Source organism: Methanohalophilus levihalophilus (assembly GCF_017874375.1).
Classification (GTDB): Archaea; Halobacteriota; Methanosarcinia; order Methanosarcinales; family Methanosarcinaceae; genus Methanohalophilus; species Methanohalophilus levihalophilus.
This window is the reverse complement of the sequence record NZ_JAGGLK010000003.1, coordinates 343,360-367,629: the sequence shown is the minus strand read 5'-3', so window position 1 is coordinate 367,629 and position 24,270 is coordinate 343,360. Positions and strand designations below refer to the sequence as shown.

The window sequence follows — 24,270 nt, the reverse complement described above, 5'->3', positions numbered from 1 at the left end:
TAAAAAAGAAAGTAAAGAAGGGATTTAATCCTTTGTGGATTTCCCTTCAACAAGATACTTGTTAATCGTTGCTGCAGCCTGTTTGCCGGCACCCATTGCGCTGATGACGGTAGCAGCACCGGTTACAGCGTCACCACCTGCACAGACACCTTCGACAGATGTCATCATGGTTTCCTCATTAACTATGATAGTACCCCAAGAGGAGGTTTCAAGACCTTCGGAACCTGCGAAAATGACAGGATTCGGGGAAGTGCCTATGGCCATTACCACGATATCTGCGTCAACAACATATTCACTGCCTTCAACTGCAACAGGACGCCTTCGGCCTGAATCATCAGGTTCTCCTAGCTCCATCTTGATGCACTCAACACCTACAACTTCATTGTTGTCTCCACCAAGAATACGGGTTGGGTTTGTTAAAAGCCTGAAAACAATGCCTTCTTCCTTTGCATGCTCGATTTCCTCACGGCGGGCAGGCATTTCATCGTCACTTCTGCGGTAGACAATTGAAACCTCGTCTGCGCCAAGCCTGAGAGCACTACGGGCAGCATCCATAGCGACATTACCGCCACCTACTACCACAACATGGTGTCCCTGCTTGATAGGCGTATCATAATCAGGGAACTTGTAGGCTTTCATGAGGTTGACCCTTGTGAGGAACTCGTTTGCTGAGTAAACACCATTGAGATTCTCACCTTCAATTCCCATGAATTTTGGAAGACCTGCACCTGTTCCGATAAAGACCGCATCAAATTCTTCTTTCAGGTCATCAAGGGTCTTTATCCTTCCAATTACGTAATCAACTTTAACATCGACGCCAAGATGCTTGATGTACTCAACTTCTTCCTTCACGATTGCCTTTGGGAGACGGAATTCCGGAATACCATAAACAAGCACTCCGCCGGTTTCATGGAGGGCCTCGAATATCGTCACTGCATGACCTGCTTTTGCAAGGTCGGCAGCTGCAGTTAAACCTGCTGGACCGGAACCTACAACCGCAACTTTTTTCCCGGTGGGGTCGGGTTTTTCAGGAATAGCAACTTCCTTTTCCCTTTCATAATCTGCGCAGTAGCGCTCAAGACGACCAATAGCTACAGGTTCACCTTTCTTGCCAAGTATGCAAAGCATCTCACACTGCTCTTCCTGTGGGCAGACACGACCGCAAACTGCGGGGAGAGCATTGGAATCTTTGAGAACCCTTACGGCTTCATCAAGCTTACCAAGTTTTATTTGTGATATGAATCCGGGAATGTCAATATTTACCGGACAGCCCTCTACACATTTTGGTTTCCTGCATTCGAGGCATCTGCCAGCTTCAAGAGCTGCTTCTTGAGCTGTGTATCCGAGAGCTACCTCATCAAAGTTCTTTATACGCTCTTCTGGTTTTTGCTCAGCCATTTTCTGTTTTACTGACATTTGCACTCCTCCTCACTGCATCTGCGTTCATAGTCTTCTGAGCATTCCTGTTCATCAGAGCGATAAAGGGATAAGCGACTCATTAAAAGATCAAAATCAACCTTTGAAGCATCAAATTCAGGACCGTCAACACATGCAAATTTGGTTTCCCCACCAACGGAAACACGACATCCGCCACACATTCCGGTTCCATCAATCATTATCGGGTTCAGGCTGACAAGGGTCTCAACACCATAGGGCTTGATAACACCTGCTGCAACCTTCATCATGATAGGAGGGCCAATAACAACAATCCTTGCAATATCCCTGCCACTGTCAAGAATTTCTTTTACAATATCGGTTACAAAGCCGTGATGGCCTTTACTTCCATCGTCAGTCGCAATGTACAGTTCATCGCTGTCAGCAGCCATCTCATCCTCGAGAATCAAAAGATCTGCACTGCGAGCACCTATAATTGAAATTACGTGATTCCCTGCTTCCCTGTAAGCCCTGGCCTGCGGATAGACAGGAGCAATACCTACACCACCCCCAACAAGGATAATGGTGCCCAGTTTTTCGACTTCAGATGGAGTTCCGAGAGGACCCACAAAGTCTTCAATTGATTCGCCTTCGGACATCTTTGAAAGCTGTTTTGTTGTTTTTCCCATTGTCTGGAAAATAATGGTTACATGTCCTTCATCCGGATCATAGTCCGCAATTGTAAGAGGAATGCGTTCCCCGCTTTCATCTATGCGAAGAATAATAAATTGCCCGGCCTTTGCAGCCTTTGCTACGTCCTGGGCCTCAATTTTCATGAGATATGTATTTGGAACAAGTTCACGCTTCTCGAGTATCCTGTAAGGCATTTGATCACATCTACCGATTTTGGAATAAAAGAATTACTAAGATTAATTACAGTCTGTTCGCTAATCTCAACCAATTCATGGTATTTGTAGCTTACCGTGAGAAGGAAAGCTAATTCCCAGAAGTTAGATAATAAGTTTACTTTCAATTTTTTAGCAGAGTATGGGCAAGAAAAAAACACGATTTTAAATGGAAGAAACACCTTTATTCAAGTAGCAGTAGAATATGCAACAACATTTATAATATACTACTAATAAATAATACAGGCACCACATAACTTTATGAGAGACATTCCCATGGACTCCGAAACTTTGTATGGCAAAGGCCTCGAACTGATGGAGAAAGAAAAATACAAAGAGGCTTCAGACAATTTTGACAAAGCTATAGAAATTGATCCAAAAAACACAGCTATATGGCTTAGCAAAGGGACTGTGCTTGGAATATTGAGAGAATATGAAGACTCATTAAGGGCATTCAGCAAAGCCATAGAGCTTGAGCCTGAAAATGCCAATGCATGGGGAAACAAAGGAATTGCATTGAGCAACCTTGGCCGATACGAAGAAGCACTACAGGCGTTTAACAGACTTATAGCCCTGAAGCCAGAAAATGCCAATGCATGGGGAAATAAGGGTTTTGCGCTGGAACATCTTGGAAGAGCCGAGGAAGCATTGCAGGCTTTCAATAAGGTCATTGCAATAGAGCCCAGAAATGCAGATGCATGGTTTAATAAAGGACTCACTCTGGCAAATCTCGAACGGTATGAAGAAGCCCTGAAAGCCCTGGATCAGGTAACTGGACTGCAACCCGGAAATGTCGATGCATGGGGAAACAAGGGAATTCTGCTGGAAAACATTGGGAAACATGAGGAAGCCCTGCAGGTTTTTAATAGAATTATCAGGATTGAACCCCAGAATGTGGCTGCATGGTTCAATAAAGGATTTACCCTTCTGAATCTGGAAAGGTACGAGCAGGCACTAACAGCTTACAACAAGGTCATTGAATTCGAGCCTGAAAACATAGCAGCATGGGGAAACAAAGGAGTTGTCCTGAGCAATCTGGAAAGATATGAAGATGAGTTGGAAGCCTATAACAGAGTAATCAGGATTGACCCGGAAAATTATGACGCTCTTGGCAATAAAGGGCTGGCACTCCAGAATTTGCAAAGGTACGATGAAGCCCTTGAAACATTCAACAAACTGGTAGAACTGCAACCTGAAAATGTTGAAAATTTGTTCAACAAAGGAGTTGTGCTTGAGAATCTGGAACGTTTTGAAGAAGAACTGGACGTCTTCGAAACAATTATTGAAATCGATTCGGAAAATGTACCGGCGTGGTTTAACAAGGGAATCGTGCTGAAAAACCTCGAAAGATATGATGAAGAAGTACGGGCTTTTGCGAGAGTTACTGAACTTGACCCTAAAAATGCAGATGCATGGGGAAATAAAGGTGTTGCACTAAGGACTCTCGGAAGACATGTTGAAGCTCTTGACGCTTTTAGTCGCGTTACTGAACTCCAGCCGAAAAACGGGACTGCTTGGTATAATAAAGGACTTACCCTGCTGCACCTCGGAAAATATGAAGAGGCTCTGCAGGCTTTCAACAGGCAAATTGAAATTGATCCAAAGAATGCGGATGCATGGGGAAATAAAGGCTATGTCCTGAAAAACCTGAAGAGGAATGAAGAGGCCTTAAAAGCATTTGACAAACTTACAGAAATGCAGCCGGGAAATGCAGATGCATGGGAAAATAAGGCATATGTTCTCGAAGATCTTGGGAGACATGAAGAAGCGGTCCTTGCTTTCGACAGGTTGATTGAAATACAACCGGAAAATGCGGATGCATGGGAAAATAAAGGACTGGCACTGGAAAACCTTGGAAGATACGAAGATGCACTAGAGGCTTTTGACAGGCTGATTCGATTACAACCGGAAAATGCGGATGCATGGGAAAGGAAAGGTTTGACGCTGGAAAACCTGGGAAAATATGCAGAAGCAGTGCAGGCATTTGACAGACTTCTTGAAATACAACCCGGGAATGACTGTGCATGGTTCAACAAAGGGGTTTCACTTGGAAGCCTTGGAGAACATGAAAAAGCATTGGAATCATTTGATAAGCTGCTGGAAATCTACCCTGATGATGTGCGGGCATGGGGAAATAAAGGAATTGCCCTGGGGAACCTTGAAAGGTATGATGATGCCCTTGTCGCATTTGAAAGGCTGACAGAGCTTGAGCCTAAAAACGAGAGAGCGTGGTTCAATAAAGGAATTGTCCTGAAAAACCTTGAACGCTACGATGACCAGCTGGAAGCTTTTGATCGAGTGATCCGGATTAACCCCTCAAATGAGGATGCATGGGAAAACAAAGCCATCGCTCTGAAAAAACTGGGAAGGGAAAAGGAAGAGCTGGAATCATTTGACAGATTATTGCAGATAAACCCCAACAACGAAAAAGCATGGGAGAACAAGGTCACACTCCTTGGTAATCAAGGTGATTACGAAGAGCAGCTAAAGGCAGTGAATAAGGTAATCCAGATTAACCCTGAGAATGAGAAGGCATGGGAAAACAAAGCCGAAGTACTGGGAACCCTGGGCAATCGTGAAGAAGCCCTGGTCACATACGAAAAGCTGCTGGAAATTAATCCTGTAAATGACGACGCATTGGAGAACAAAGTCACCCTGCTTGAAGATCTTGGCGACCATGAAAAAGCACTGGAGACAGCCGGAAAACTAATTGAGATTAAGCCTGAAAGCGAGAAGGCGTGGGAAAACAAAGCCTCTGCGCTCGGTGGGCTGGGCAAATACGAGGAATCGCTGGAAGCATTTGACAAATTGCTGGAGATTAATCCGAAAAATGCGAATGGATGGAGCAACAAGGCAAATGTTTTGCTAAACCTTGGAAAACAGGATGAAGCGTTGCTTGCATATGACAGGCAAATCGAAATCAAACCAGAAGATGAACAGGCCTGGGAAAATAAAGCTGCAACATTGGGAGATCTCAAGAGATACGATGAGGCATTGCAGGCATATGAGAGTGTTTTGCAGATAAATCCGGAAAACCAGCATGGGTGGGAGAGCAAAGCAGTTATCCTGAATAATCTTGAGAAATACCGGGATGCATTGCAAGCATATGAAAAAGTATTGCAGCTAAATTCCGGTAATGAAACCGCATGGAAGGAGAAGGCTTATCTCCTGAAAAGGCTGGGTGAGCAGGAACAAGCCCTGCAGGCATTTGAAAAACTTCTTGAATTCCAGCCGAATAACAGGAAGTTCTGGGAAGAGAAAGCAAGTGCATTGCAAGATCTCGGAAAGTATGAAAGATCACTGGAAGCATTTGATAAAATAATTGAAATCGAGCCTGAAAATGAAAACGCATGGGAAAACAAGGCCGCGATTTTGAAAAATCTGGATAAGGATGAGGAAGCGCTGGAGGCTTTTGACAAGGTTATTGAATTCCACCCTGAAAGCGAGAACTTGTGGGTAGATAAAGCCAGTCTTCTGGAAAAGTTGCAGAGGAATGAAGAAGCTCTTACTGCATATAACGAGCTTTTACAAATTAATCCGAATAATCAGAATGCATGGGAGAACAAGGCTTACCTGCTGAAAAAGCTTGAAAAATATGAAGATGCGCTGGAAGCTTATGAAAAGATCCTCGTGGAGAATGCGGAAAAGGGTAACCTCTGGGAAGATAAAGCATTCATATTAGGAAAACTGGAAAGATATGAAGATGCACTGCAGGCATATGATAAACTGCTGAAAATTGACCCTAATAACCAGAATGCATGGGAAAGTAAAGCTTCCATATTGAAAAACCTTGATCGTGATGAAGAATCTATAGAAGTGCTTGAGAAACTTATTGGATTCCATCCCGAGAAGGAAAGTCTGTGGAATGAAAAAGCTTCTGTGCTGGAAAAACTGGGCAGGCATGAAGAAGAACTGCAGGCATACAATTCACTTATAGGCATTAATCCGGAAAATCAGGAAGCATGGTCCAATAAGGCATTCCTGTTGAATGATCTTGAAAAGCACGAAGATGCATTAGCAGCTTTTAGCAAGCTCATTGAATTCCAGCCAGAAAATATAGAGGCCTGGGAAAATAAGGCAAACATACTGAAAAATCTGGAAAAACATGAGGAAGCACTGGAAGCATTTGAAAAGATTCTCAGTGCCAAACCCAAAGACAAGAACCTGTGGGAAGATAAGGCAAACATACTGGAGAAGCTTGAAAGGCACGAAGATGCACTGCAGGCTTATGACAAGCTGTTGAACCTTGATCCTGATAATGAAGGCACATGGGAAAATAAAGCTTCCATATTGAAAAACCTGGGCAAGCATAAGGAATCACTTGTTGCCCTTGGAAAGCTAATTGAATTCCACCCGAAAAAGGAAAGTCTCTGGGAGGACAAGGCATCAGCTTTGGAAGAGCTAAAACAGTTTGAAGAAGCTGTCAAAGCATATGATGAAGTTGTCCAGATAAATAATAAAAACCATCATGCATGGGAAAACAAGGCAACGCTATTACTCAATCTTAAAAAGCATGAAGAAGCCCTGCAAGCGTTTGACGTATTTTTGAAGTTGCAGCCAAAGAATGCAAAAGCCTGGGAAAACAAAGCCATTATCCTGCAACTTTTAGGAAAAGACAGTGAATCACTTGAAGCCTTTGACGAACTCAGCCGCCTCCAGCCAGATAACAGGCTCGCATGGGAAAATAAGTTTACGTTGCTGAGAAACCTTGGCAAAAATGAAGAAGCACTCGTAGCAATTAACAAACTCATTGAGCTAAATCCTGAAAACGAAAGTTCATGGGTTAGCAAGGCTACAATTTTAAACGAGCTGAAAAAATACAAGGAAGCAGTCACAGCTTACGATAAGATTCTGGAGATAAATCCGAAAAATGAATTTGCATGGTTTGATAAGGGAATTGTCCAGAGGAAACTGAATCAAAATAAGGAAGCATTGGAAGCATTTGAGAAAGTTACCGCACTAGCCCCTGAGAACGAAGAAGCATGGTTTAACAGCGCACTGGTTTTGCAGGATCTTAAGAAATCCAAAGAAGCTCTGGAAACATACGATAAAGTGCTGGAAATTAATCCGAAGAGGACTGAGGCCTGGTTTAACAAGGGTGTGCTGTACGAAGGGCTTAAAAACTTCGAAAATGCAATTCTCGCATACGATAAAGTCACAGATGACATACCTGATAATGAAATAGCCTGGATTAACAAGGCCAATTCACTAAACTCCCTTGGCAAACCGGAAAAAGCTATTCATGCTTATGACAGGGTGACGGAAATTAACCCTGAGAACGAAAAGGCATGGTATAATAAAGGAATTCTTTCAAGGGGCCTGGAAAAGTATGAGGAAGAATTACAGGCATTTACAAGAGTTCTCCAGATAAACCCAAAGAACAGCCAGGCATGGGAAAATAAAGCTTTTGTGGCGGGAAGCCTGGGAAAATTCAAAGAAGCACTGGAAGCTTATGAAAAAGTCATTGAAGCAAACCCCGGAAATCCGGACTTCTGGTTTAACAAGGGCATCATACTGGACAATCTGGATAAATATAAAGAAGCAGCAGAAGCTTTCACGAAGGTGACCGGTATCCAGCCAAAAAACCCTGACGCATGGTTCAACAGAGGACTCGCATTGGGTAATCTGGGTAGATTCAAGGAAGCCGTTGAAGCATTTGACAGGGTAACCAAAATTCAGCCTGAAAATGTTGATGCATGGTTCAATAAAGGACTGGCGATGGGCAACCAGAAGAAGACAAAGAAAGACTGGAAAGCTTCGCCAAAGTTATTGAAGCAATCATAAGGAAAAAGAGCACTGCTCTTTAACTTTTATTTTTAGAGAAGAGTTTTAGAAGACCCCGGAAGATTCCGGGGCTCTAAATTTTGGACGCCCGAACCGGGATTCGAACCCGGGTCGGAGCCTCGACAGGGCTCCATGATAGGCCTCTACACTATTCGGACAATGTTTCGGGCAATCCGTCTTTGTTTTAGTGTGAGCAGCACCTAAATATCAGTGTTGATATTTAAGCCTTATGCTGTTGAAAGAAGAATGATCCCGCCTCCCAGACTCGAACCGGGGACATCGCGGTGCCTGCGCGGAATGTGGAGAACCACATCGACCAAACTACAGCCGCGCACTCTACCACTGAGTTAAGGCGGGACTTTCACCAGCGAGACACTTTGATTGGTACAATCCTACTTAGCCTTTTCGGAGAAAGGGCCAAAAAAAGGGAACTCAGAAAGTATCCAGTTCCCCGTTAACCACCATTTCAGTGATTTTTGTTATGTTTGAAAGCCAATCATCTGCAACAGCTTCAGCTTCATCCTTAATTGCGGCAAAGTTTGCGCCATCTTCAGGAATTACCTGCAAACCGGCTACCAATGGCTGGTCAATTGGTTTGCCTATCTGGGAAAGAAGCTGTACATATACTTCCTCAATCTGCGGAACTTCCTGAACAATATCCCTTGCCATCTGGGTTGAAAGCAGGTTGTAAATCTTACCGATATGATTAATCGGATTCTTACCACTTGTAGCTTCCATACTCATAGGCCTGCCAGGGGTAATCAATCCGTTGCAGCGGTTTCCACGGCCGACTGAACCGTCATCACCCATTTCTGCGGAAGTACCTGTAACCGTCAGGAAAATAGATCCGCAATCATTGCAACCCGTGCTGCACTTGGTATCTGCAGCATTGATGCGAGCAGAAACGTTCCTGTCGGTGTGCTTCTGGGCCAGGTCAAGCACATACTCGGTCATTTCATCCTTGTAGTTAATGTATGCATCCATGTCATCAACATACCTGCCGACCATACCACAGCAAATTGTAAGAGTTATATCCTCACCATCACGAAGACCCATGACCTTGATGTCCTCACCTACAGCAGGCATTTTTTTCTTGAGATCTGTAAGAAGTTCCCTTTCGGTGTTGTAAACAATGCGTTCAAGATCGGAGAAAGGAGCATGACCAACACCAAAGGAGGTGTCGTTGGCAATAGGAACTTTTTCTCTTGCAAAAACATCCCTGAGATCTGAAGAACCAGTACCAAGCTTACAGTCTACAATCATATCCCTTTCCAGATCAAGGTTTGGGATCGTTTTCTTAAGGTAAGAACGAGCAGCTGAAAGTGCTACTGCTTCTGCGGGAATTTCAACACCGTCGAATTCCTTGGTTGCTCTTCCAACCAGCAGAGTATAGATTGGTTTTATGACTTCACCGCCACCAAACGCAGGCTTGGAGCGACCTGCTACAATCTGTGTTTCATCAGTGTTATGGTGCAGCACGGTTCCACATTTTTCAATGTATTCCTTACAAAGCGCACGGCTCACAGCTTCTGCAAGACCGTCTGAAATACTGTCAGGATGGCCGATACCCTTCCTTTCCACCAATTCTGTTTCCCTTTTTTCGACTGGCGTCTGTACGAGTTTTTCTACCTTTATATTCCGCATTATTCAGACCTCATAAAACACATCGTTAGAAGTATTAATCTAAAATTATCCTTAAGAAGATTAGTACACTATGAACAATCCGTCTATATTTAATAGTTACTATACTGCAAATTATTCATAACCAGCAGTTATAATCAGAACAGCTTGAATAAAACACCAACTATTATATATAGAAAAACCTTTTTTGGCGCGAAGTAAAATTGTTCCGCAAAAGAGGCACACAATGATACGTATCGCAATACCTAACAAGGGAAGGCTTCACGACCCCACAGTCCAGTTATTCAAAGAAGCCGGTCTCCCGGTTCTCGGCGGATCAAGCCGGAAACTCTTTGCAAAAACATCTGATCCTGAAATACAATTCCTGTTCGCACGAGCGGCGGATATTCCTGAATACGTGCAGGATGGAGCTGCTGATATTGGCGTCACAGGACTTGACTTGATTTCAGAAACCGAATCCAATGTTGAGATACTTCTTGATCTGAATTTCGGGAAGGCAAACCTGGTACTGGCAGTTCCAGAAGAATCCAGTATTGTAAGCCCTGAAGATCTTCAGGGAATGCGTGTTGCAACAGAATTCCCCAACATTACTAAAAACTATTTTGGAAACCTTGGAATTGAGATTGAAGTCATCAAAGTAAGCGGTGCCTGCGAGATGACACCCCATGTGGGAATAGCAGATGCAATTGTAGATATTTCCAGTTCAGGAACCACACTTGTTACAAATCACCTGAAACCAATTGCTGATGTGTTTAAGTCTTCGGTATACCTTATTGCCAATTCTGAAACAAAGGAAAACAACGAGAAAGTGCTCCACATAAAGACTGCTCTTGAGAGTGTATTGCACGCCAAGAACAAGAGATATCTCATGATGAATGTGCCTCATCAGAAACTTGATACCATCAAAGACATACTTCCCGGCCTTGCAGGCCCTACGGTCATGAAAGTGGAATCCAAGAGCGATACGCTGGCTGTCCACGCAGTTATTGATGCGGATGTTGTGTTTGCAACTGTAAGCAAGCTTAAGGAAGCAGGTGCCAGTGGAATTCTGGTTGTCCCGATTGAGAGATTAATTCCCTGAAGGTGTAATTTATGACATTTGAAGTGATGCCTGCAGTTGATATGAAAAATGGGAAGTGCGTCCAGTTGATACAGGGTCAGCCCGACAATGAAAGGATTTCCCTGGATGACCCTATAGCAGTAGCAAGAGATTGGATTCAGCAAGGTGCCAAAACCCTTCACCTGATTGATCTCGACGGCGCCATTGAAGGCGAACGTAAAAACAAGAATCTCATCGAAAAAATTGTTGCCCTTGCCCGCGAAGAAGGTGTATCAATTCAGGTTGGCGGAGGAATCCGCAGCTATGAAGATGCTGCAGAATTACTTGAAATTGGAGTGGACAGGGTTATCCTTGGAACTGCGGCCGTTGAAAATCCTGAACTTGTCGCAAGACTTGCCGGCGATTTTGGAAGTGAACATATCAATGTTGCACTGGATTCAAAGGAAGGAAAAGTATCCATCAAAGGCTGGACTGAACTTGCTGACCAAACCGCACCGGAACTTGGGAGAATTCTGGAAGAAAAAGGTGCGGGAAGCATTCTTTTTACAAATATTGACAGCGAAGGCCTTATGGAAGGGATAAATGCACAACCTACCATCGATCTGGTCAAATCTGTAAACATCCCGGTAATTGCATCCGGTGGCGTTACAACGCTTGAAGACATCAAGGAACTGAAGAAAACCGGGGCAATTGGCGTAGTAGTTGGAAGTGCACTTTACACAGACAAGTTCACACTGACAGAAGCAATAAATACCATCAGTGAAGAAGATTGATGGGATGAGCGATTATTATGCGAACTGCAGCAATATCCAGGAAGACCAGTGAAACCGAGATTTCACTTGAGATTAACCTCGACGGCGAAGGTAAAGCTGAAATTGACACCGGGATTGGTTTTTTCGACCACATGCTGGATGCTTTTACAAGGCATTCAGGGTTTGATCTTAAAGTCAAGGCCGAAGGAGACCTAATAGTCGATGGTCACCACCTCATAGAAGACGTCGGGATAGTACTGGGAAAAGCCCTCAATGAAGCTCTTGGCGATAAAAAGGGTATTGTTCGCTTTGGGGATGCCCGGGTTCCAATGGATGAAGCACTTGCAGAAGTTATTCTGGATATTGGAGGCAGGAGCTACCACGTAATGGATGCAAAATTCACATCACCAAGAGTTGGAGATTTCAGCACCCAAATGGTAGGACACTTTTTCGAGTCTATAACCAACAATGCCGGAATTACCATGCACTCAAGAGTGACAGGGCACAACGATCATCACATGATTGAAGCACTGTTCAAGGCATTTGCATATTCCATGAAGACTGCAACATTTATTGAAGGGGAAAGTGTCAAAAGCACAAAAGGCTGCCTTTGATCAATTCCCGAATTTTTCCCGGAGCCTGCCGTAAAACTGTTGTTCGGCCACGCCACCTGTTTTAAACAATTTTTCCACAATTAGCTCAGGTGTACTTTTTGCAATATGATTGTATTGAGGATTCCTGTTAACAACTAATTTCAAATCCGAATCCAGCCCTTCAGCCTCTATCCCATCAACTCGAATGGAGGTGGAAACATTTTCGAGAATCAATTCTGATAAGTGGGAAACAAATACCGCCGTGTTTTTCTGGTTTTCTGAAAGCATCTCAAGAATTCCGGCTATGATTTTTGCTGATGCACCCGGTTCGGTAATTGACTCAAGTTCATCAACCAGAACCATTTTTGGAGTGGCGTCATTAAGTGAAGAAAACATTTTCAAGGTAGTTTCAAAAGCCCCGGCATCAAGTGTTCCCTTCGATTTGCCAAAATAGTTTATTCCCTCCGTAAGACCGATTTCAAAATAACTTGCGGGAACCGGAAATCCCATGTGTGAAAGAATGGTGCACTGGGCAATCAGTTCAAGAAGGGAAGTTTTACCACCTGAATTTACGCCACTTAGCAGCACAACCGGGGATTTGTTTCCATCAGGATCAAGGGATGTTGATCCTACTGAATAATCAACTGCTTCAACATCGAAACCACGGTTTGCAAGGAACAGATTTTTAGCACCTCTGAATGCAATTCCATCTTCTATCAGCACAGGCATCTTCATGTCAAAGGCTCTGGAGAAACGTGCTATCGTAAACCCGACATCAAACTCCAGCAAGTTCCGCACCATTTTCCTTACTAAAGAACGGAATTCAAGAAGATCTCTTGCAAAAGAGCGCTTGAATTCCACCTGACGCTGGAAGAATTTCCTGTTTATTTCAGATTTAAATAATTCAAACCTAGAGTCATCTATCTCCAATGGATATGCAACTCGATCCGGGAAAATTCCATCTAATAAGAGAGATTCACTCGAATTTAATCCGAGACCCGCTACAATTGACTCCTTGGTAGACTTCAGGATTTGCATGTAGGAATCTTCCATCTCTTTGGAAAGAAGTTCATTCATAGAGATTTCACCTTTGATGATATCCACCATGTCTTTTCCACTAAGAGTTAGCTGGCTGTTTCCAAGAACAGAATCTATCTGCTGATTTGCAGTTTCAAGTGATCTTTTTACTGTAGCATCCATGTGTTCAGTAATTCCTGCCAGCCTGTCAACTTCCCTATCTGTCCCAATTGAAATATTGCCATCTGAATCTATACGGGAAATTAGGGCCTGCAAAGTATCGATATCTGGTAAGCAATCCATAAATGAAAGACCGGCGTCTCTGAGCATACGGGCAACTTCCGCTGCGTGATTTATCTCAGACATGTTGGAAACAAAATAAGCAATTAGACCCTCCGGAAAAACAAAAGATTCATCAACATCGTGCAAGCTGGAAATGAATTCAGGAGTTATTTCATCAGGGATACTAAACTCAAAAAACAGCTCCCCTACTGCCAGAACCTGTGAATAACCACTGGCAACATCAACGAATTCCCGTTCATTTTCAGCGAGTTGCACCGGAATATTAGCTCCAAAGCGTTCCTTTGCAAAAGAGAAATCTTTCGGGTTGGATACTACAATTACACGATCTCTTACACGTGGTAAATGAATATTTTCACGAAGCGGTTTTATTTCGGAAAGCAATTCACAAAGCTGATGGTTACCAACAATCCTGTCACAACTGGAGATATAACCTGAAATCATATCTCTGTTTTTTTCAATGAGGTCCTGTCTGCTCGCGGGATAAGGGATGAATATATTCATTTTGTCCCTTGCATAAGATGTGGATGCAAATGACTGGATTATCCCAATTAGTTTTTCATATATGTCTGTAATTTCGTTATTCTTCAGGAAAGCAGTTGAATCGATACCTTCTGCCTTTGCACGAACATCCTGAACAAGTGAAATAGCATATCGCCGTCCGATACCATCAATCTCGGAAATCCCCGCAATATCCGCACCCACGATGGCAGCCATTGCTTCCCTCTCGCTCCCGAAGTGAGAAATAAATCGCTGTGCCATCTTTTCCCCAATTCGAGGAATACTCTGCAAGCCTTCCATTAATTCTCACCCCGAATTGCCTGTGAAATCAGCAAGAGTGGTTTTGTTGATTCCTCTCTCTACACGATACCTGTCCTTTGCAGCCATCCTGCTTATACCTGAAGTGTAAGAAGGTTGCATCTTCTTTGCAAGTTTGTGATTTCTCCGGTTTTCAATCATCTGTGTGCAATAGTACATGTCCCACAAATCTTCAAGTTCTTCATCACGTTTTGATGAGCACAGATGTTCAATTTCAGATACCGGGAGAACATCAAAGTGCCTGTAACCAAGGTATTCGCCATTTGCAATGTATGCTGTATCATTCTGGATTACTGCTACCGGATAATCCGGATTTCGTCTCCCGAGCCACTTACAAAAGAGATCACTAATGGCATGTTGGGGATTAATTTCAGTCAGAAGCAGATTCTCAAAGACTTCGGTTCTTCCGAACATGCAAAGTGAATGATAGCTTTTTGTCACTTCCCTCATGTAATTGTAGTATTTCTTACCTATACGGGATTGCTTATTGTAAAGAATGTCAATATTACCATTGCACCCTGCCAGAAAACGAACAAATTCAGCCGGATCGGCCGAAGAATGCCTGAGTACGCGATCAATGTACTTCACCGGTGATGAATCGGCTTTCGAAAATTTGTGCCATTTGCTGCTAAAAAGCTTTTTCATAAGTTTTGGCATTTCATCATAGCACACGTCTTCTGCATGCAATATGTTTTCAGTTCCGTCTTTTTTTATGAAACGGAGTTTGCTCTCAATTTCTTCCGAATTCCACCCACAAACAAGCTCAGCATCCGGATGCTCCAGAAGATATAACGAAGCCCGCAAGGCACTACCCACAATCGGGAAAAAAGTTATTATCAACTGCATGCCCCCAAAAAGTCACTAAGGGAAGCCTGTGACTTGCCATGGATCCTGATAAACGGCCGGGCTCTTCCCACAACAACTCCCATTCTTGTGAGTTCCTTTTCTTCAAACAATGGTCTTGAATGAAGAATCCGATCCGCGCTTATGGGACCGATACCTGGAACCCGGATGAGATCGGAAAATGATGCTGAGTTTACATCAACGGGAAACATGTCCCGATTTGCCTTTGCAAGTTCAAGTTTTGGATCTGAATTGGAAAGAAAACCATTTTCATCATAGACCATGTCGAAGTCATCCGCTTTTATCCCATACTCCTTCAGGAGGAAAGAAACCTGATAGAGTCGTTGCTCCCTCCATTGTGGAGAAGGGGTGTTCCCAAAAAGTGGTGTGTCGGGAACCGGATCAAAGCTCATGAAATAAGGGCGGCGAAGAGAATAGTTTTCCATGAAATCACTTACTGTATTCACAATTTCAGAATCAGGTTCATTTACAGCGCCAACAACAAACTGCGTGTCATTAGCACCCACTATCCTATTGGTTCCCCGGAATTCCCTGCGCTTCTTCTGGATGATTTTGTCTGTCCAGTTTAGCCTCTGCAAGACATCATTCTGGTAATCGAAATTTGGACAAATTTCCGAATAGTTGGATTTGTTTGTGGTTTCGGCATTTACTCCGAACTTGTTGGCAACTTCAGCTATCTGTTCAAGCAAATATTTCGGAGTTCCGGGCATTAATCTCAGATGTATATAGCCATTGAAGCCCTGTTGCCTCATGAGAGTAGCGACTTCAAGCTGTTTTTGGGAAGTGAGTTCGGGTTCTCCTATCACACCGGAAGAAAGGAATAGCCCTTCAATAGCATTCTTCCTGTAAAGGGACCAGGTGATTTTGGTTATTTCCTCCGGCGAAAGAGACACCCGCGTTACATCCCTCTCACAACGATTAGGACAATAAGTGCATTCCCCGGAACAGTAATTTGTGAGCAATGTTTTGTAGAGCTGGATACACCTGCCATCGGGACCAAAAGCATGACAGACAGCACTCTGGTTGCAACTATCGTATTTGGTCCCGGAGGAAAGAAATTGCATTCTTTCCGTAAGAGTAAAATGATGTCCGGAGGGCTGTTCATTCATCACTTACCTGTAAGCATGCTCCACATATAACCAAAAAGTAAGCACCCTGAAAGTATTCAATCGTGAATAATTCACTTTTTAACGTGGATATCTAGCTTAATTTTAGTTATCGGTTCCAGCTTTTTCCACTCTACAGTAATATCGTCTTCAAGTTTATATTTCCTGACAGCCGTATTTCCAAGCTGACCGTTAATCTCGTAGAGATAGAAACCCTCGTCCCCATCCGTGGAAACAATCATCTCCCGTTCACCTTTCTGTTTTACTTCCACCGAAGCCACGTTTGTCAAAGCATCAAGGAGAGTCGCACCTTTTTCCACTTCAATTTTTTTAGTCGGAGCAAAACAGTCTACAGCCGTTAAAATTCTGGATTTGTTTGGGGAAAGAACATGGGATTTCCCAAATATCTTCCTTTCAACCAGTTCAGCTTTTTCAAGAACCTTAACGTGTTTAGCTGCGACAGGAACAGAGATCTCCAGAACCCTTGCAAGTTCCGATATGTGCATTTCTTTTTCGGCCAGAAGTTTCAGCATTTTTAGGCGTGTATCGCTTCCCAAAGCAGTAAAAACACTGTTAAATGATTGTTCCATGTATCTCACATAAAAGTATTGATTTTCAGATTTGCATCCGGTTTTTAGTTAATACCCATTTGCTGGAGGACTCGGATGCTCTCCATCACATCTGCTTCACATCTGTTCTCAACAATCTTGATAGAGCTATTTTTGAGCAACAGGGATTGCAGGGAAGCATAATCTATCTCTCCTGCCCCAATTGGATGATGATCGTCCCCTTCACCGTTGTTATCATGAAGGTGGAAATGGGATATCTCCATTTCAAGGAAATCTGAGAGATTGCCCATTGTATTTGCATGGCCAACATCAAGAGTAAAGAAATTGTTTCCAATATCAAGCCCGGGTTCCCGAAATAAAAAACACTCCCACATCGGCATGTTTTCCACACAAATCTTCACACCTGTCTCCGAATAAATCTGCTCCAGTAGAGAAACAGATTTGCTGAATGCTTTGAGAGCAAGCTCCCTGTCATGTGGAAATGCAACATATCCGGGATGAACAACCATTATTTTGCTATCCAGTTTTACGCAGATTTCCGCCATTTCAGTAAGAATCTCAATTGATGCTTTCCTGATTGGTTCCCTTATACTGGCCAGATTCAAATCGGAAGTCGGTGCATGAACAGTGTATTCCAGATCATAGGAGAAAGCCACCTCGTTTTCATTTAAGAGGTCATGTTGTCCTTCAGAAAAGATTTCTGCACACGGAGCAATGTTTTCTATTCTGGACAACGCTTCCGAAAGAGGCAGATCATGATACGCAAACGAAGAAACTCCAATCATCTTGATTCACCACAACTTTACCTGATTAACTGGGTTTGCCGTATAAATACCTATCCCCGCGAAGCCTTCTTACACGAAATGTTTTTAGGTTTTAGTTGTTCAATTCCAGAAAACGCAAAAACGAAGCCGCAGAAAAAGTATCCCCAAGTCCAACCGTAACTACCGGTTTTTCAGCTATCAATGTTGGAATTGCACAGACTTCATAAGCATCATAGGTACCACGGATGCCTGCAGACTCCTTTACGCCACCAATAAGAGTGGTAATCTCGCGTATTTCCTTAACCCCATACTCACTCCGTTCCAGAGATGCAGAAGCTTTTTCCACAAACTCTCGCGATTCAAGCTTTCCGGAAGAGGCAAATGCAGCAGCCGTTTTTATCCCGAAATCGAGTGATTCAATACATGAGAATACCTGCTTCTCATCCCTTGATACGGAAAAAACAAGATCTCGTGTATGAATAATCAATGTTGGAAGTTTTTCGGAAACATCCATGCACCTGCATGCAGCTTCCAGAAGGGCTTTCATGTTCATTTCCCGGACACCGGGAACCGGGGAATCAATCGTTGCTACAAGATCTGCGAGTTCGTCTTCGTTCATTCCGATGCTGTCGACAATGCGGGCAAGATGAGTAAATACTTCAACCTCAATATCAACAGATGCAAAGTGGCCAAGTTCCGCATGAATTGGCATGGAACTGTTCTTTTCTTTCCATCCTGTAATTTGTAAAAGAGCTGGTTTCAATTTATCAGAAAAGGAAGTTCCATCTTCATAGAAAGGCTGCAACATGTGAAATCCCGAGACTATAGCACCATTCATTTCCATGATATGTTCATCTGAGTATTCATGGAAAAAGGGAGAGATTTCCAGCTCTGCGTTCACATCATCAAATGTTGCGATGAACCTGTTTTCTCTTGGGACTTCGATGCGTTTTCCGTTAAAGGAAAAACTATCCCCCTTTTTGAAATCAAATACAAAATGAATCGGCTCATTTTCCGGATTAGACTGATAATCGCCATTTTCAGGGAAAAGAATCGAATGCTTTGCAAAGAGATTTTTTTGACTTTCCGGCAGGATGACAATATTAGGAACAATATGATCCACACCCAAAGCAGCAAACACATTTGACATGATTGCCATATTCCCACCCATACGTATATGGGAATCCGGAAGAAAACGCTCCCTCAATAGATTCAGAACTTCAGGAGAATGAACAAACCACTCGCCGCCATGACCGGATTTCATGTAAAATATAAGCCCTGCAAGCAGATCTTCGAGTTCGTGGATTACCCCGGGAGGATTCTGGATTTTTTCCTCTACCAATTTAGTATCAGCCGATGCCAGCAGAATCTCCACCTCTGCTCCAGAGATTGGATAGACCGCATCAATGTTGGCATTATAACCACAGAGGACTTTCATGATCTACACCCGGATTACATTTTTGAGAGCATTGCAACAAATGCACTTGCCGAAATTGCATCACCAATACCAACTGTACCTACCGGGTCTTCAACTACTTTTGTGGGATTCACAAGCACATCGTGATGAGGTGTACGAATACAGCCATCCCGGAACTCATCCATACTGCATACACCCTGCCTTACCAGATACGTACCCAGCTTTTCGATTTCATCCATCCCTTTTTGTGAAATCCGGACATCAAGTCCAAACTCAATATCATCGAAATGTTTGATGTCGCCCATTATAGCCCTTGAAGCTGCAGCACAGGACGAGAAAAGAAGACATTCAAGGTGATCTTCCGGAGTAACCGGACAGTCAGTTGAAGCCACACATATGTAGTATCCAAGAGAATGAATGTGTATCCTCTCAAGCTTAAGACCATGCAAAAGCCTGACAGCGCCTTCATAGAGAGAAATAATTGCATTCTCACCTTTACTTATTACTGAATATGCAAGTTCTTCATGCCCCAGCACATTAAGAGCATTGGCAACTTCCACAGTGTCAAGTCCAAGAGAGTGGACATGACTTTTCACAATATCATTAAGAATTGCAGAACGGATTGTCTTATTCTGTATGGACGTAAATTCCACGTGTATTCTTACATCAGGATTACATGCTTTCAGGCTTTCAATTAAGTCAACAGAGTTCTTAACATGGTCCTTGTACGTAGTTCCGTCTTCATAATCTTCTTTTATCATCTGGTAGCCGGAAAGAATAGCACCATCCACATGCCCGCAGAAATCCGTCAGATGAGAGTAAACTTCATCACTAATATCAATGCGAATCCACGGTGGCCGGGATGAAATTATCAACCGGTTATTTCTTGGAACTATGAACTGTTCTTCGCCAAAATTTACCTTGAGATCTTTGGGGAACTCAATAATCCAGTTAACCTTGGATTTGTATTCTGGATTGTAGGCCTTTGTAGGGTGCAGCAATTCAAGTTTTCCATCCCTTACAATCGGATGGACCAGATTATCAGATTCAACAAAATAATTTGCCTGCTCCCTTGAAAGCCAGGGAATATAGGCTATGACCCGTTTCATATCCATGCTTGCAAGCAGATTGGAAATTATCCCTGCCTGTCCGCCCATTCGTGCACTATCAAAAACAAAGTTGTCGGTTAACCACTCATGTATATCAGTGGAATATGTCGGAACCTCGGCTGCCTTGCCATCTCTCATTGCAATTAAAAGGCGTGCCAGAAAATCATAGGGGGTGTCTATCTGACGAGGATAGGAATAGATCTTCTCCTGTACTTTTTCAATATCCAGATTCTTTAGCAGCCGTTCAATATCGCCGCTGTGGATGTGTTTGATGGCATCTATATTACTATTATAGGCAACAAAAACACCCCTTACATTGGAAATACTGGAACTTATGGATTCATAAGCCTTTGCGTATCGCTCTTCCCACTCATCTGCGTCCATTAAATACCAAAACCCCTAAACTCTCAGGTAGTATATTCGGCATTTATCTTTATATAATCATATGTAAAGTCACAACCCCATGCAGTTGCGGAATGGAATCCCATACCGAGATCCACTGAAATAATTATGTCTTCGGATTCCATGATTTTTTCCAGTGAGCTGAGTACATTTTCGTCGTCAACCACTCTACCCTGAACCACAAGAGGCACTTCGGTAGTCCCATCAGAAAATGACAGGGACATGTATTTTTCTTCCATGGATGCACCTGAATACCCGGCTGCCGCCACAATACGCCCCCAATTCGGATCCCGCCCAAAGATAGCGGTTTTTACCAGAGGTGAACGCAGGATACTTTTTACCGCAAGCCTTGCATCATCTTCTGTTGTAGCACCGTTTACATGTGCCTCAATGAAGTGTGAAGCACCTTCACCATCACGGGCAATCATTTTTGCCAGTTCTTTCATGACATACTCAAGGCCTTCCTGGAAATCCTCATACCTCGGCTCAATCGAAGATTTGCCTGTTGCCGTAAGGAGAACCATGTCATTCGTACTGGTATCTCCATCCACTACAACCATGTTGAAACTAACGGAATTCGCAAGTTTCAGAGCGTCCCGAAGCTCCCTCATATCCAGAACAGCATCAGTGTAAATGAAAGAAAGCATTGTACCCATGTTGGGTTCAATCATTCCTGCCCCCTTAGCAATACCTCCGATACGTATTCCTGAATCCAGCTCAATGGCAATTTCCTTCGGGAATGTATCGGTGGTCATAATGGAGCGGGCTGTTGCTGCAGACCCTTCAGCCTTATCCGTAAGATTGTCAGCTACTTCCTGAACATGACCCTTTATCCAGTCCATATCCATTTTCCTGCCAATTACACCGGTGGAAGCTACTGCTACGTGGGCTTCATCCACTCCAAGAACATCGGCTGCAAGAGAGGCCATGTCCATTGCGTCCTCCTGCCCCTTACTGCCAGTGAATGCATTGGCATTGCCGCTATTAACGATGGTAGCGGAAAGTTGACCCTTTTCATATATGATATCGCGAGTTAACCGAACGGGAGCTGCCATAATCCGATTCCTGGTGAACACACCGGCTGCTGGCCCTTCTGCTGCGATAATTGCAAGACCCATCTTGCCGTCTTTTATGCCAGTTGCACGGACACCTTTTACGGCACAGATTCCACCATCTATTACTTTCATTATCCACCTTAGATTAGATATTTCCCAGTCCGCGGATGATATCTCCACGTGTAACAATACCTACCAATACGCCATTTTCAAGTACTGGAAGACGGGTAATTTTGTGTTTGGCCATTAATGTGGAAGCATCCTCAATGGAATTTCCCGGGGAAACCGAATACACGTCTTTTTCCATGAGTTTCTTGACTGGCATTGCACCTACATCAGATAGCATGCGCTTTGTTTCTTCCCAGCTTATAAGTTCACGTATCGGAACTTCGATTATTTCAAACGGACTTGGCAACCAGAGATCACTGTGTTCCGGGATTTCCAGCAATTTCAGGAGATCAAACTCCGAAATCATGCCAACCACCTTATCACCGTCTACCACCGGCATGCCGCTGATATTATTATCCTTGAGCATCCGGGCAACCTTGCTCACTTCATCATCCGGCGAACAATAAATTACATCAGAAATCATTACCTCTTTAACATCCATGTTTCTCACCTCTAATTTACGGAGCAAGACCTGCATTCCAGATCCCGGCAGTTTCTTCAAAGCCACACATCAAATTCATGTTTTGGATTGCCTGGCCTGAAGCACCTTTCACAAGATTGTCAATTACTGAAATAACTACGATACGGTTGTTGTGTTCGTCAACTTCAAAACCTATATGGCAGAAGTTTGAACCACGTACACTTCCCAGTGACGGGATTCCGTCAATTACCCGCACAAAAGGACTGTTCTCATAGAACTTTTCGTATATGTTTTTTACATCTTCCGCAGACAAAGACTGGCGGGTAAACAGGTGTGCAGTGGTCAGGATACCCCTTATTGCAGGAACCACATGTGGAGTGAAACTCAAATCGAATTCACCACCTAGAGCGGTTAATTCCTGCTTCACCTCTGCCCGATGCCTGTGATTAGTCAGTTTGTAAGGCTGCACGTTCTCAGCCATGTTGGGATAATGTGACACAGGGGTCGGATTAATCCCTGCACCGGTTACACCTGACTTGGAATCAAATATAGCCATATCAAGCAAACCTTCATGAGCCAGGGGAGCTGCTGATAAAGTCGCACCTGTGGGGTAACAACCGGGATTTGCAACAAACTTCTCATTTTTCACTTCAGGGTGAAGCTCAGGAAGACCGAATATCACATCTCTTGGGTCTTTGTGTGCAATTCCATAAACCTGCTCAAAAACATCTGCAGGAAGGCGATAGTCAGCACTTAAGTCTACAATTTTAAGATCGCTGTCAATTAATTCAGGAACAACATCCATTGCTGTTCCGTGAGGTACTGCAAGAAATGCTGCATCACATTGTTCCTTTACAGCGGATGCATCAAAATCAGTGAATTTGAGATCCATCAGACCATCAAGGTTTTTGTGTACTGTGGATACGGACTCGCCCGCAAGCCGCCGGGACGTAGCCATGGTAACATTCATATCAGGATGATTGAGAAGAAGGCGCATCAGCTCTCCCCCGGTATAGCCGGAAGCACCGATTATCGCCACATTAGCCTTATCTTTCATAAACCCTATGTATTTCCCTACTACTAATTAAGCTTGTTATTAATTCTTAAACGAGGTCAGAGCACATGAAAGGAACAATCTATCTTGCAGGTCCACTGTTCTCAGAAGCTGAAAGGGAATTCAACAGGAAGCTCGCAGGAATGCTAAGGAATGCAGGATATGAAGTGTTCCTCCCTCAGGAAGATTCCGCAGACAATTCAAAGAGTCGGGAAAAACTGGATAATGCCACTCTTTTTAAGAAAAACGTAGAAGGAATTGACAAATCCGACCTCGTTGTTGCTATCCTTGATGGAGGCAGTGACGTTGATTCCGGAACTGCATGGGAAATCGGATATGCATGGGCAAGAGGTATTCCCATTGTCGGCCTACGAACGGATTTTCGTACCCTCGGTATCGAAGGAATTGTTAACCTGATGATCGAAGAATGTGCCGTGGGAATTTGTATAAATGTGGAAGAGCTTGTTCTTTTCCTTGAACAAAGGTAATGAGCAGCTCAAAACTGTTTTTCCACAACTTCACCGGCAGGTGTTTTCTCTGAAAAAATCTGTCCTTCAAACCAATATACTTCAGCACCTGTAAGCCATGCATCTGGCGAAAGACCTGCTTTCAGACATGTGTGACTGAGGAAATCCACAGCATCAAAGTTATTTTCAGGAGCAACCTGTGGAAGAAGCAAACCCTGATAAAACCCCTGTTTTACAATAAGACCGTGTTTGCCTATCTCAATAAGCTGTGGAAGTTCCTGCGGAGAGGCTGCAATTTTTTCCGGAGGGGTTAAAATTGAAACTTCAATTGTTATTGAAGGCAATTCATCCGAAATCACTTCCGGAAAACGCGGGTCATGGGTTGCTGCTGAAATCGCGGAATCAACTAACGCATCCTGAAGGATAGAATCTGGATACGGATGACCTATGCAACCTCTAAGATCATCTTTTTTGTTAAGTGTTACAAAGACACCTCTAAGTTCCTGGAAAATCGGAGGAAGGTTTTCGTCCTCCGGATTCAGTCGATTCCCGGTCTTAAGATACTCTTCAATTGTTTTCCTTGCAAGTGCTATTGCAAGCTCACCTTCTTTTGCGTCCAGCATGAAATA

Annotated in this window: 19 protein-coding genes and 2 tRNA genes; 5 read left to right on the top strand and 16 right to left on the bottom strand. The window is 43.5% G+C overall.

What is annotated here, in order from left to right:
- Window positions 1-24 precede the first annotated feature (24 nt).
- Together gltA and J2755_RS09230 are read right to left on the bottom strand one after the other, a co-directional pair.
- Window positions 25-1,416 carry an NADPH-dependent glutamate synthase gene (gene gltA, locus J2755_RS09235; protein ID WP_209682392.1) on the bottom strand — a complete coding sequence of 464 codons (1,392 nt, stop codon included), beginning with the start codon at window positions 1,414-1,416 and terminating at the stop codon, window positions 25-27.
- The gene (locus J2755_RS09230; protein WP_209682389.1) at window positions 1,407-2,261 is read right to left on the bottom strand and encodes a sulfide/dihydroorotate dehydrogenase-like FAD/NAD-binding protein; all 855 of its coding nucleotides are present in this window, start codon (window positions 2,259-2,261) and stop codon (window positions 1,407-1,409) included. Before J2755_RS09230 ends, gltA begins: the two co-directional genes overlap by 10 nt.
- A gap of 294 nt (window positions 2,262-2,555) precedes the next feature.
- On the opposite strand from J2755_RS09230, the gene J2755_RS09225 reads away from it, so the two are divergent.
- Window positions 2,556-8,063 (top strand): tetratricopeptide repeat protein, encoded by a 5,508-nt coding sequence (locus J2755_RS09225; protein WP_209682385.1) that lies wholly within the window; start codon window positions 2,556-2,558, stop codon window positions 8,061-8,063.
- Between the two features lie 85 nt (window positions 8,064-8,148).
- Here J2755_RS09225 and J2755_RS09220 read toward each other — a convergent pair.
- The 3 genes from J2755_RS09220 to J2755_RS09210 form a co-directional block, all read right to left on the bottom strand.
- Window positions 8,149-8,221 (bottom strand) — tRNA-Asp (locus tag J2755_RS09220).
- Between the two features lie 92 nt (window positions 8,222-8,313).
- Window positions 8,314-8,420, bottom strand: a tRNA-Tyr gene (locus J2755_RS09215).
- A gap of 75 nt (window positions 8,421-8,495) precedes the next feature.
- The gene (locus J2755_RS09210; RefSeq protein WP_209683343.1) at window positions 8,496-9,710 is read right to left on the bottom strand and encodes a methionine adenosyltransferase; all 1,215 of its coding nucleotides are present in this window, start codon (window positions 9,708-9,710) and stop codon (window positions 8,496-8,498) included.
- A gap of 220 nt (window positions 9,711-9,930) precedes the next feature.
- On the opposite strand from J2755_RS09210, the gene hisG reads away from it, so the two are divergent.
- From hisG to hisB, 3 genes are read left to right on the top strand one after another with little or no spacing between them, the layout of a single operon-like run.
- Window positions 9,931-10,785: an ATP phosphoribosyltransferase gene (gene hisG / locus J2755_RS09205; protein ID WP_209682374.1), complete on the top strand. Its 855-nt coding sequence runs from the start codon at window positions 9,931-9,933 to the stop codon at window positions 10,783-10,785.
- An 11-nt stretch (window positions 10,786-10,796) separates the two neighbouring features.
- Window positions 10,797-11,537, top strand: a complete 741-nt coding sequence (gene hisA / locus J2755_RS09200) for a 1-(5-phosphoribosyl)-5-[(5-phosphoribosylamino)methylideneamino]imidazole-4-carboxamide isomerase (RefSeq protein WP_209682371.1) — start codon at window positions 10,797-10,799, stop codon at window positions 11,535-11,537.
- Window positions 11,538-11,554: 17 nt separating this feature from the next.
- Complete coding sequence (hisB, locus tag J2755_RS09195) at window positions 11,555-12,130, top strand: imidazoleglycerol-phosphate dehydratase HisB (protein ID WP_209682368.1); 576 nt, start codon at window positions 11,555-11,557, stop codon at window positions 12,128-12,130.
- Here hisB and J2755_RS09190 read toward each other — a convergent pair whose 3' ends face one another.
- The 10 genes from J2755_RS09190 to argC all read right to left on the bottom strand — a co-directional run bounded on the left by J2755_RS09190 (window position 12,131) and on the right by argC (window position 23,177).
- Window positions 12,131-14,227, bottom strand: a complete 2,097-nt coding sequence (locus J2755_RS09190; RefSeq protein ID WP_209682363.1) for a MutS-related protein — start codon at window positions 14,225-14,227, stop codon at window positions 12,131-12,133.
- Between the two features lie 6 nt (window positions 14,228-14,233).
- Window positions 14,234-15,085 carry a DUF4130 domain-containing protein gene (locus tag J2755_RS09185; protein WP_209682359.1) on the bottom strand — a complete coding sequence of 284 codons (852 nt, stop codon included), beginning with the start codon at window positions 15,083-15,085 and terminating at the stop codon, window positions 14,234-14,236.
- A complete protein-coding gene (locus J2755_RS09180; protein ID WP_245312869.1) occupies window positions 15,082-16,218 on the bottom strand; it encodes a radical SAM protein in 1,137 nt (378 codons plus the stop codon). Before J2755_RS09180 ends, J2755_RS09185 begins: the two co-directional genes overlap by 4 nt.
- Before the next feature lie 71 nt (window positions 16,219-16,289).
- Window positions 16,290-16,805: an ArsR family transcriptional regulator gene (locus J2755_RS09175; RefSeq protein ID WP_209682356.1), complete on the bottom strand. Its 516-nt coding sequence runs from the start codon at window positions 16,803-16,805 to the stop codon at window positions 16,290-16,292.
- Window positions 16,806-16,849: 44 nt separating this feature from the next.
- Window positions 16,850-17,569, bottom strand: a complete 720-nt coding sequence (locus J2755_RS09170; protein ID WP_209682352.1) for a sugar phosphate isomerase/epimerase family protein — start codon at window positions 17,567-17,569, stop codon at window positions 16,850-16,852.
- A 91-nt stretch (window positions 17,570-17,660) separates the two neighbouring features.
- A complete protein-coding gene (locus J2755_RS09165; RefSeq protein ID WP_209682349.1) occupies window positions 17,661-18,986 on the bottom strand; it encodes an ADP-dependent glucokinase/phosphofructokinase in 1,326 nt (441 codons plus the stop codon).
- Between the two features lie 14 nt (window positions 18,987-19,000).
- Window positions 19,001-20,458, bottom strand: a complete 1,458-nt coding sequence (pfkC, locus tag J2755_RS09160; RefSeq protein WP_209682346.1) for an ADP-specific phosphofructokinase — start codon at window positions 20,456-20,458, stop codon at window positions 19,001-19,003.
- Between the two features lie 23 nt (window positions 20,459-20,481).
- Window positions 20,482-21,663: a bifunctional ornithine acetyltransferase/N-acetylglutamate synthase gene (gene argJ, locus J2755_RS09155; protein WP_209682343.1), complete on the bottom strand. Its 1,182-nt coding sequence runs from the start codon at window positions 21,661-21,663 to the stop codon at window positions 20,482-20,484.
- Between the two features lie 13 nt (window positions 21,664-21,676).
- Window positions 21,677-22,141: a CBS domain-containing protein gene (locus J2755_RS09150; protein WP_209682338.1), complete on the bottom strand. Its 465-nt coding sequence runs from the start codon at window positions 22,139-22,141 to the stop codon at window positions 21,677-21,679.
- Window positions 22,142-22,157: 16 nt separating this feature from the next.
- On the bottom strand, window positions 22,158-23,177 hold the full coding sequence (gene argC / locus J2755_RS09145; RefSeq protein ID WP_209682335.1) for an N-acetyl-gamma-glutamyl-phosphate reductase: 1,020 nt from the start codon (window positions 23,175-23,177) through the stop codon (window positions 22,158-22,160).
- Between the two features lie 65 nt (window positions 23,178-23,242).
- Between argC and J2755_RS09140 the strand changes: the two genes are divergently transcribed.
- Window positions 23,243-23,662: a nucleoside 2-deoxyribosyltransferase gene (locus J2755_RS09140; RefSeq protein ID WP_209682332.1), complete on the top strand. Its 420-nt coding sequence runs from the start codon at window positions 23,243-23,245 to the stop codon at window positions 23,660-23,662.
- Window positions 23,663-23,670: 8 nt separating this feature from the next.
- On the opposite strand, the gene J2755_RS09135 is transcribed toward J2755_RS09140, so the two are convergent.
- Window positions 23,671-24,264, bottom strand: a complete 594-nt coding sequence (locus tag J2755_RS09135) for a TIGR00296 family protein (protein WP_209682329.1) — start codon at window positions 24,262-24,264, stop codon at window positions 23,671-23,673.
- Window positions 24,265-24,270: the final 6 nt, after the last annotated feature.

Coding starts and splice junctions, on each gene's coding strand:
- J2755_RS09140 (WP_209682332.1), top strand. CDS start 23,243: ATGAAAGGAACAATCTATCTTGCAGGTCCACTGTTCTCAGAAGCTGAA.
- pfkC (WP_209682346.1), bottom strand. CDS start 20,458: ATGGACGCAGATGAGTGGGAAGAGCGATACGCAAAGGCTTATGAATCC.
- J2755_RS09150 (WP_209682338.1), bottom strand. CDS start 22,141: ATGGATGTTAAAGAGGTAATGATTTCTGATGTAATTTATTGTTCGCCG.
- argC (WP_209682335.1), bottom strand. CDS start 23,177: ATGAAAGATAAGGCTAATGTGGCGATAATCGGTGCTTCCGGCTATACC.
- hisA (WP_209682371.1), top strand. CDS start 10,797: ATGACATTTGAAGTGATGCCTGCAGTTGATATGAAAAATGGGAAGTGC.
- hisB (WP_209682368.1), top strand. CDS start 11,555: ATGCGAACTGCAGCAATATCCAGGAAGACCAGTGAAACCGAGATTTCA.
- J2755_RS09180 (WP_245312869.1), bottom strand. CDS start 16,218: ATGAATGAACAGCCCTCCGGACATCATTTTACTCTTACGGAAAGAATG.
- J2755_RS09225 (WP_209682385.1), top strand. CDS start 2,556: ATGGACTCCGAAACTTTGTATGGCAAAGGCCTCGAACTGATGGAGAAA.
- J2755_RS09190 (WP_209682363.1), bottom strand. CDS start 14,227: ATGGAAGGCTTGCAGAGTATTCCTCGAATTGGGGAAAAGATGGCACAG.
- J2755_RS09165 (WP_209682349.1), bottom strand. CDS start 18,986: ATGAAAGTCCTCTGTGGTTATAATGCCAACATTGATGCGGTCTATCCA.
- J2755_RS09170 (WP_209682352.1), bottom strand. CDS start 17,569: ATGATTGGAGTTTCTTCGTTTGCGTATCATGATCTGCCTCTTTCGGAA.
- hisG (WP_209682374.1), top strand. CDS start 9,931: ATGATACGTATCGCAATACCTAACAAGGGAAGGCTTCACGACCCCACA.
- argJ (WP_209682343.1), bottom strand. CDS start 21,663: ATGAAAGTAATAGATGGTGGAATCTGTGCCGTAAAAGGTGTCCGTGCA.
- gltA (WP_209682392.1), bottom strand. CDS start 1,416: ATGTCAGTAAAACAGAAAATGGCTGAGCAAAAACCAGAAGAGCGTATA.
- J2755_RS09175 (WP_209682356.1), bottom strand. CDS start 16,805: ATGGAACAATCATTTAACAGTGTTTTTACTGCTTTGGGAAGCGATACA.
- J2755_RS09230 (WP_209682389.1), bottom strand. CDS start 2,261: ATGCCTTACAGGATACTCGAGAAGCGTGAACTTGTTCCAAATACATAT.
- J2755_RS09135 (WP_209682329.1), bottom strand. CDS start 24,264: ATGCTGGACGCAAAAGAAGGTGAGCTTGCAATAGCACTTGCAAGGAAA.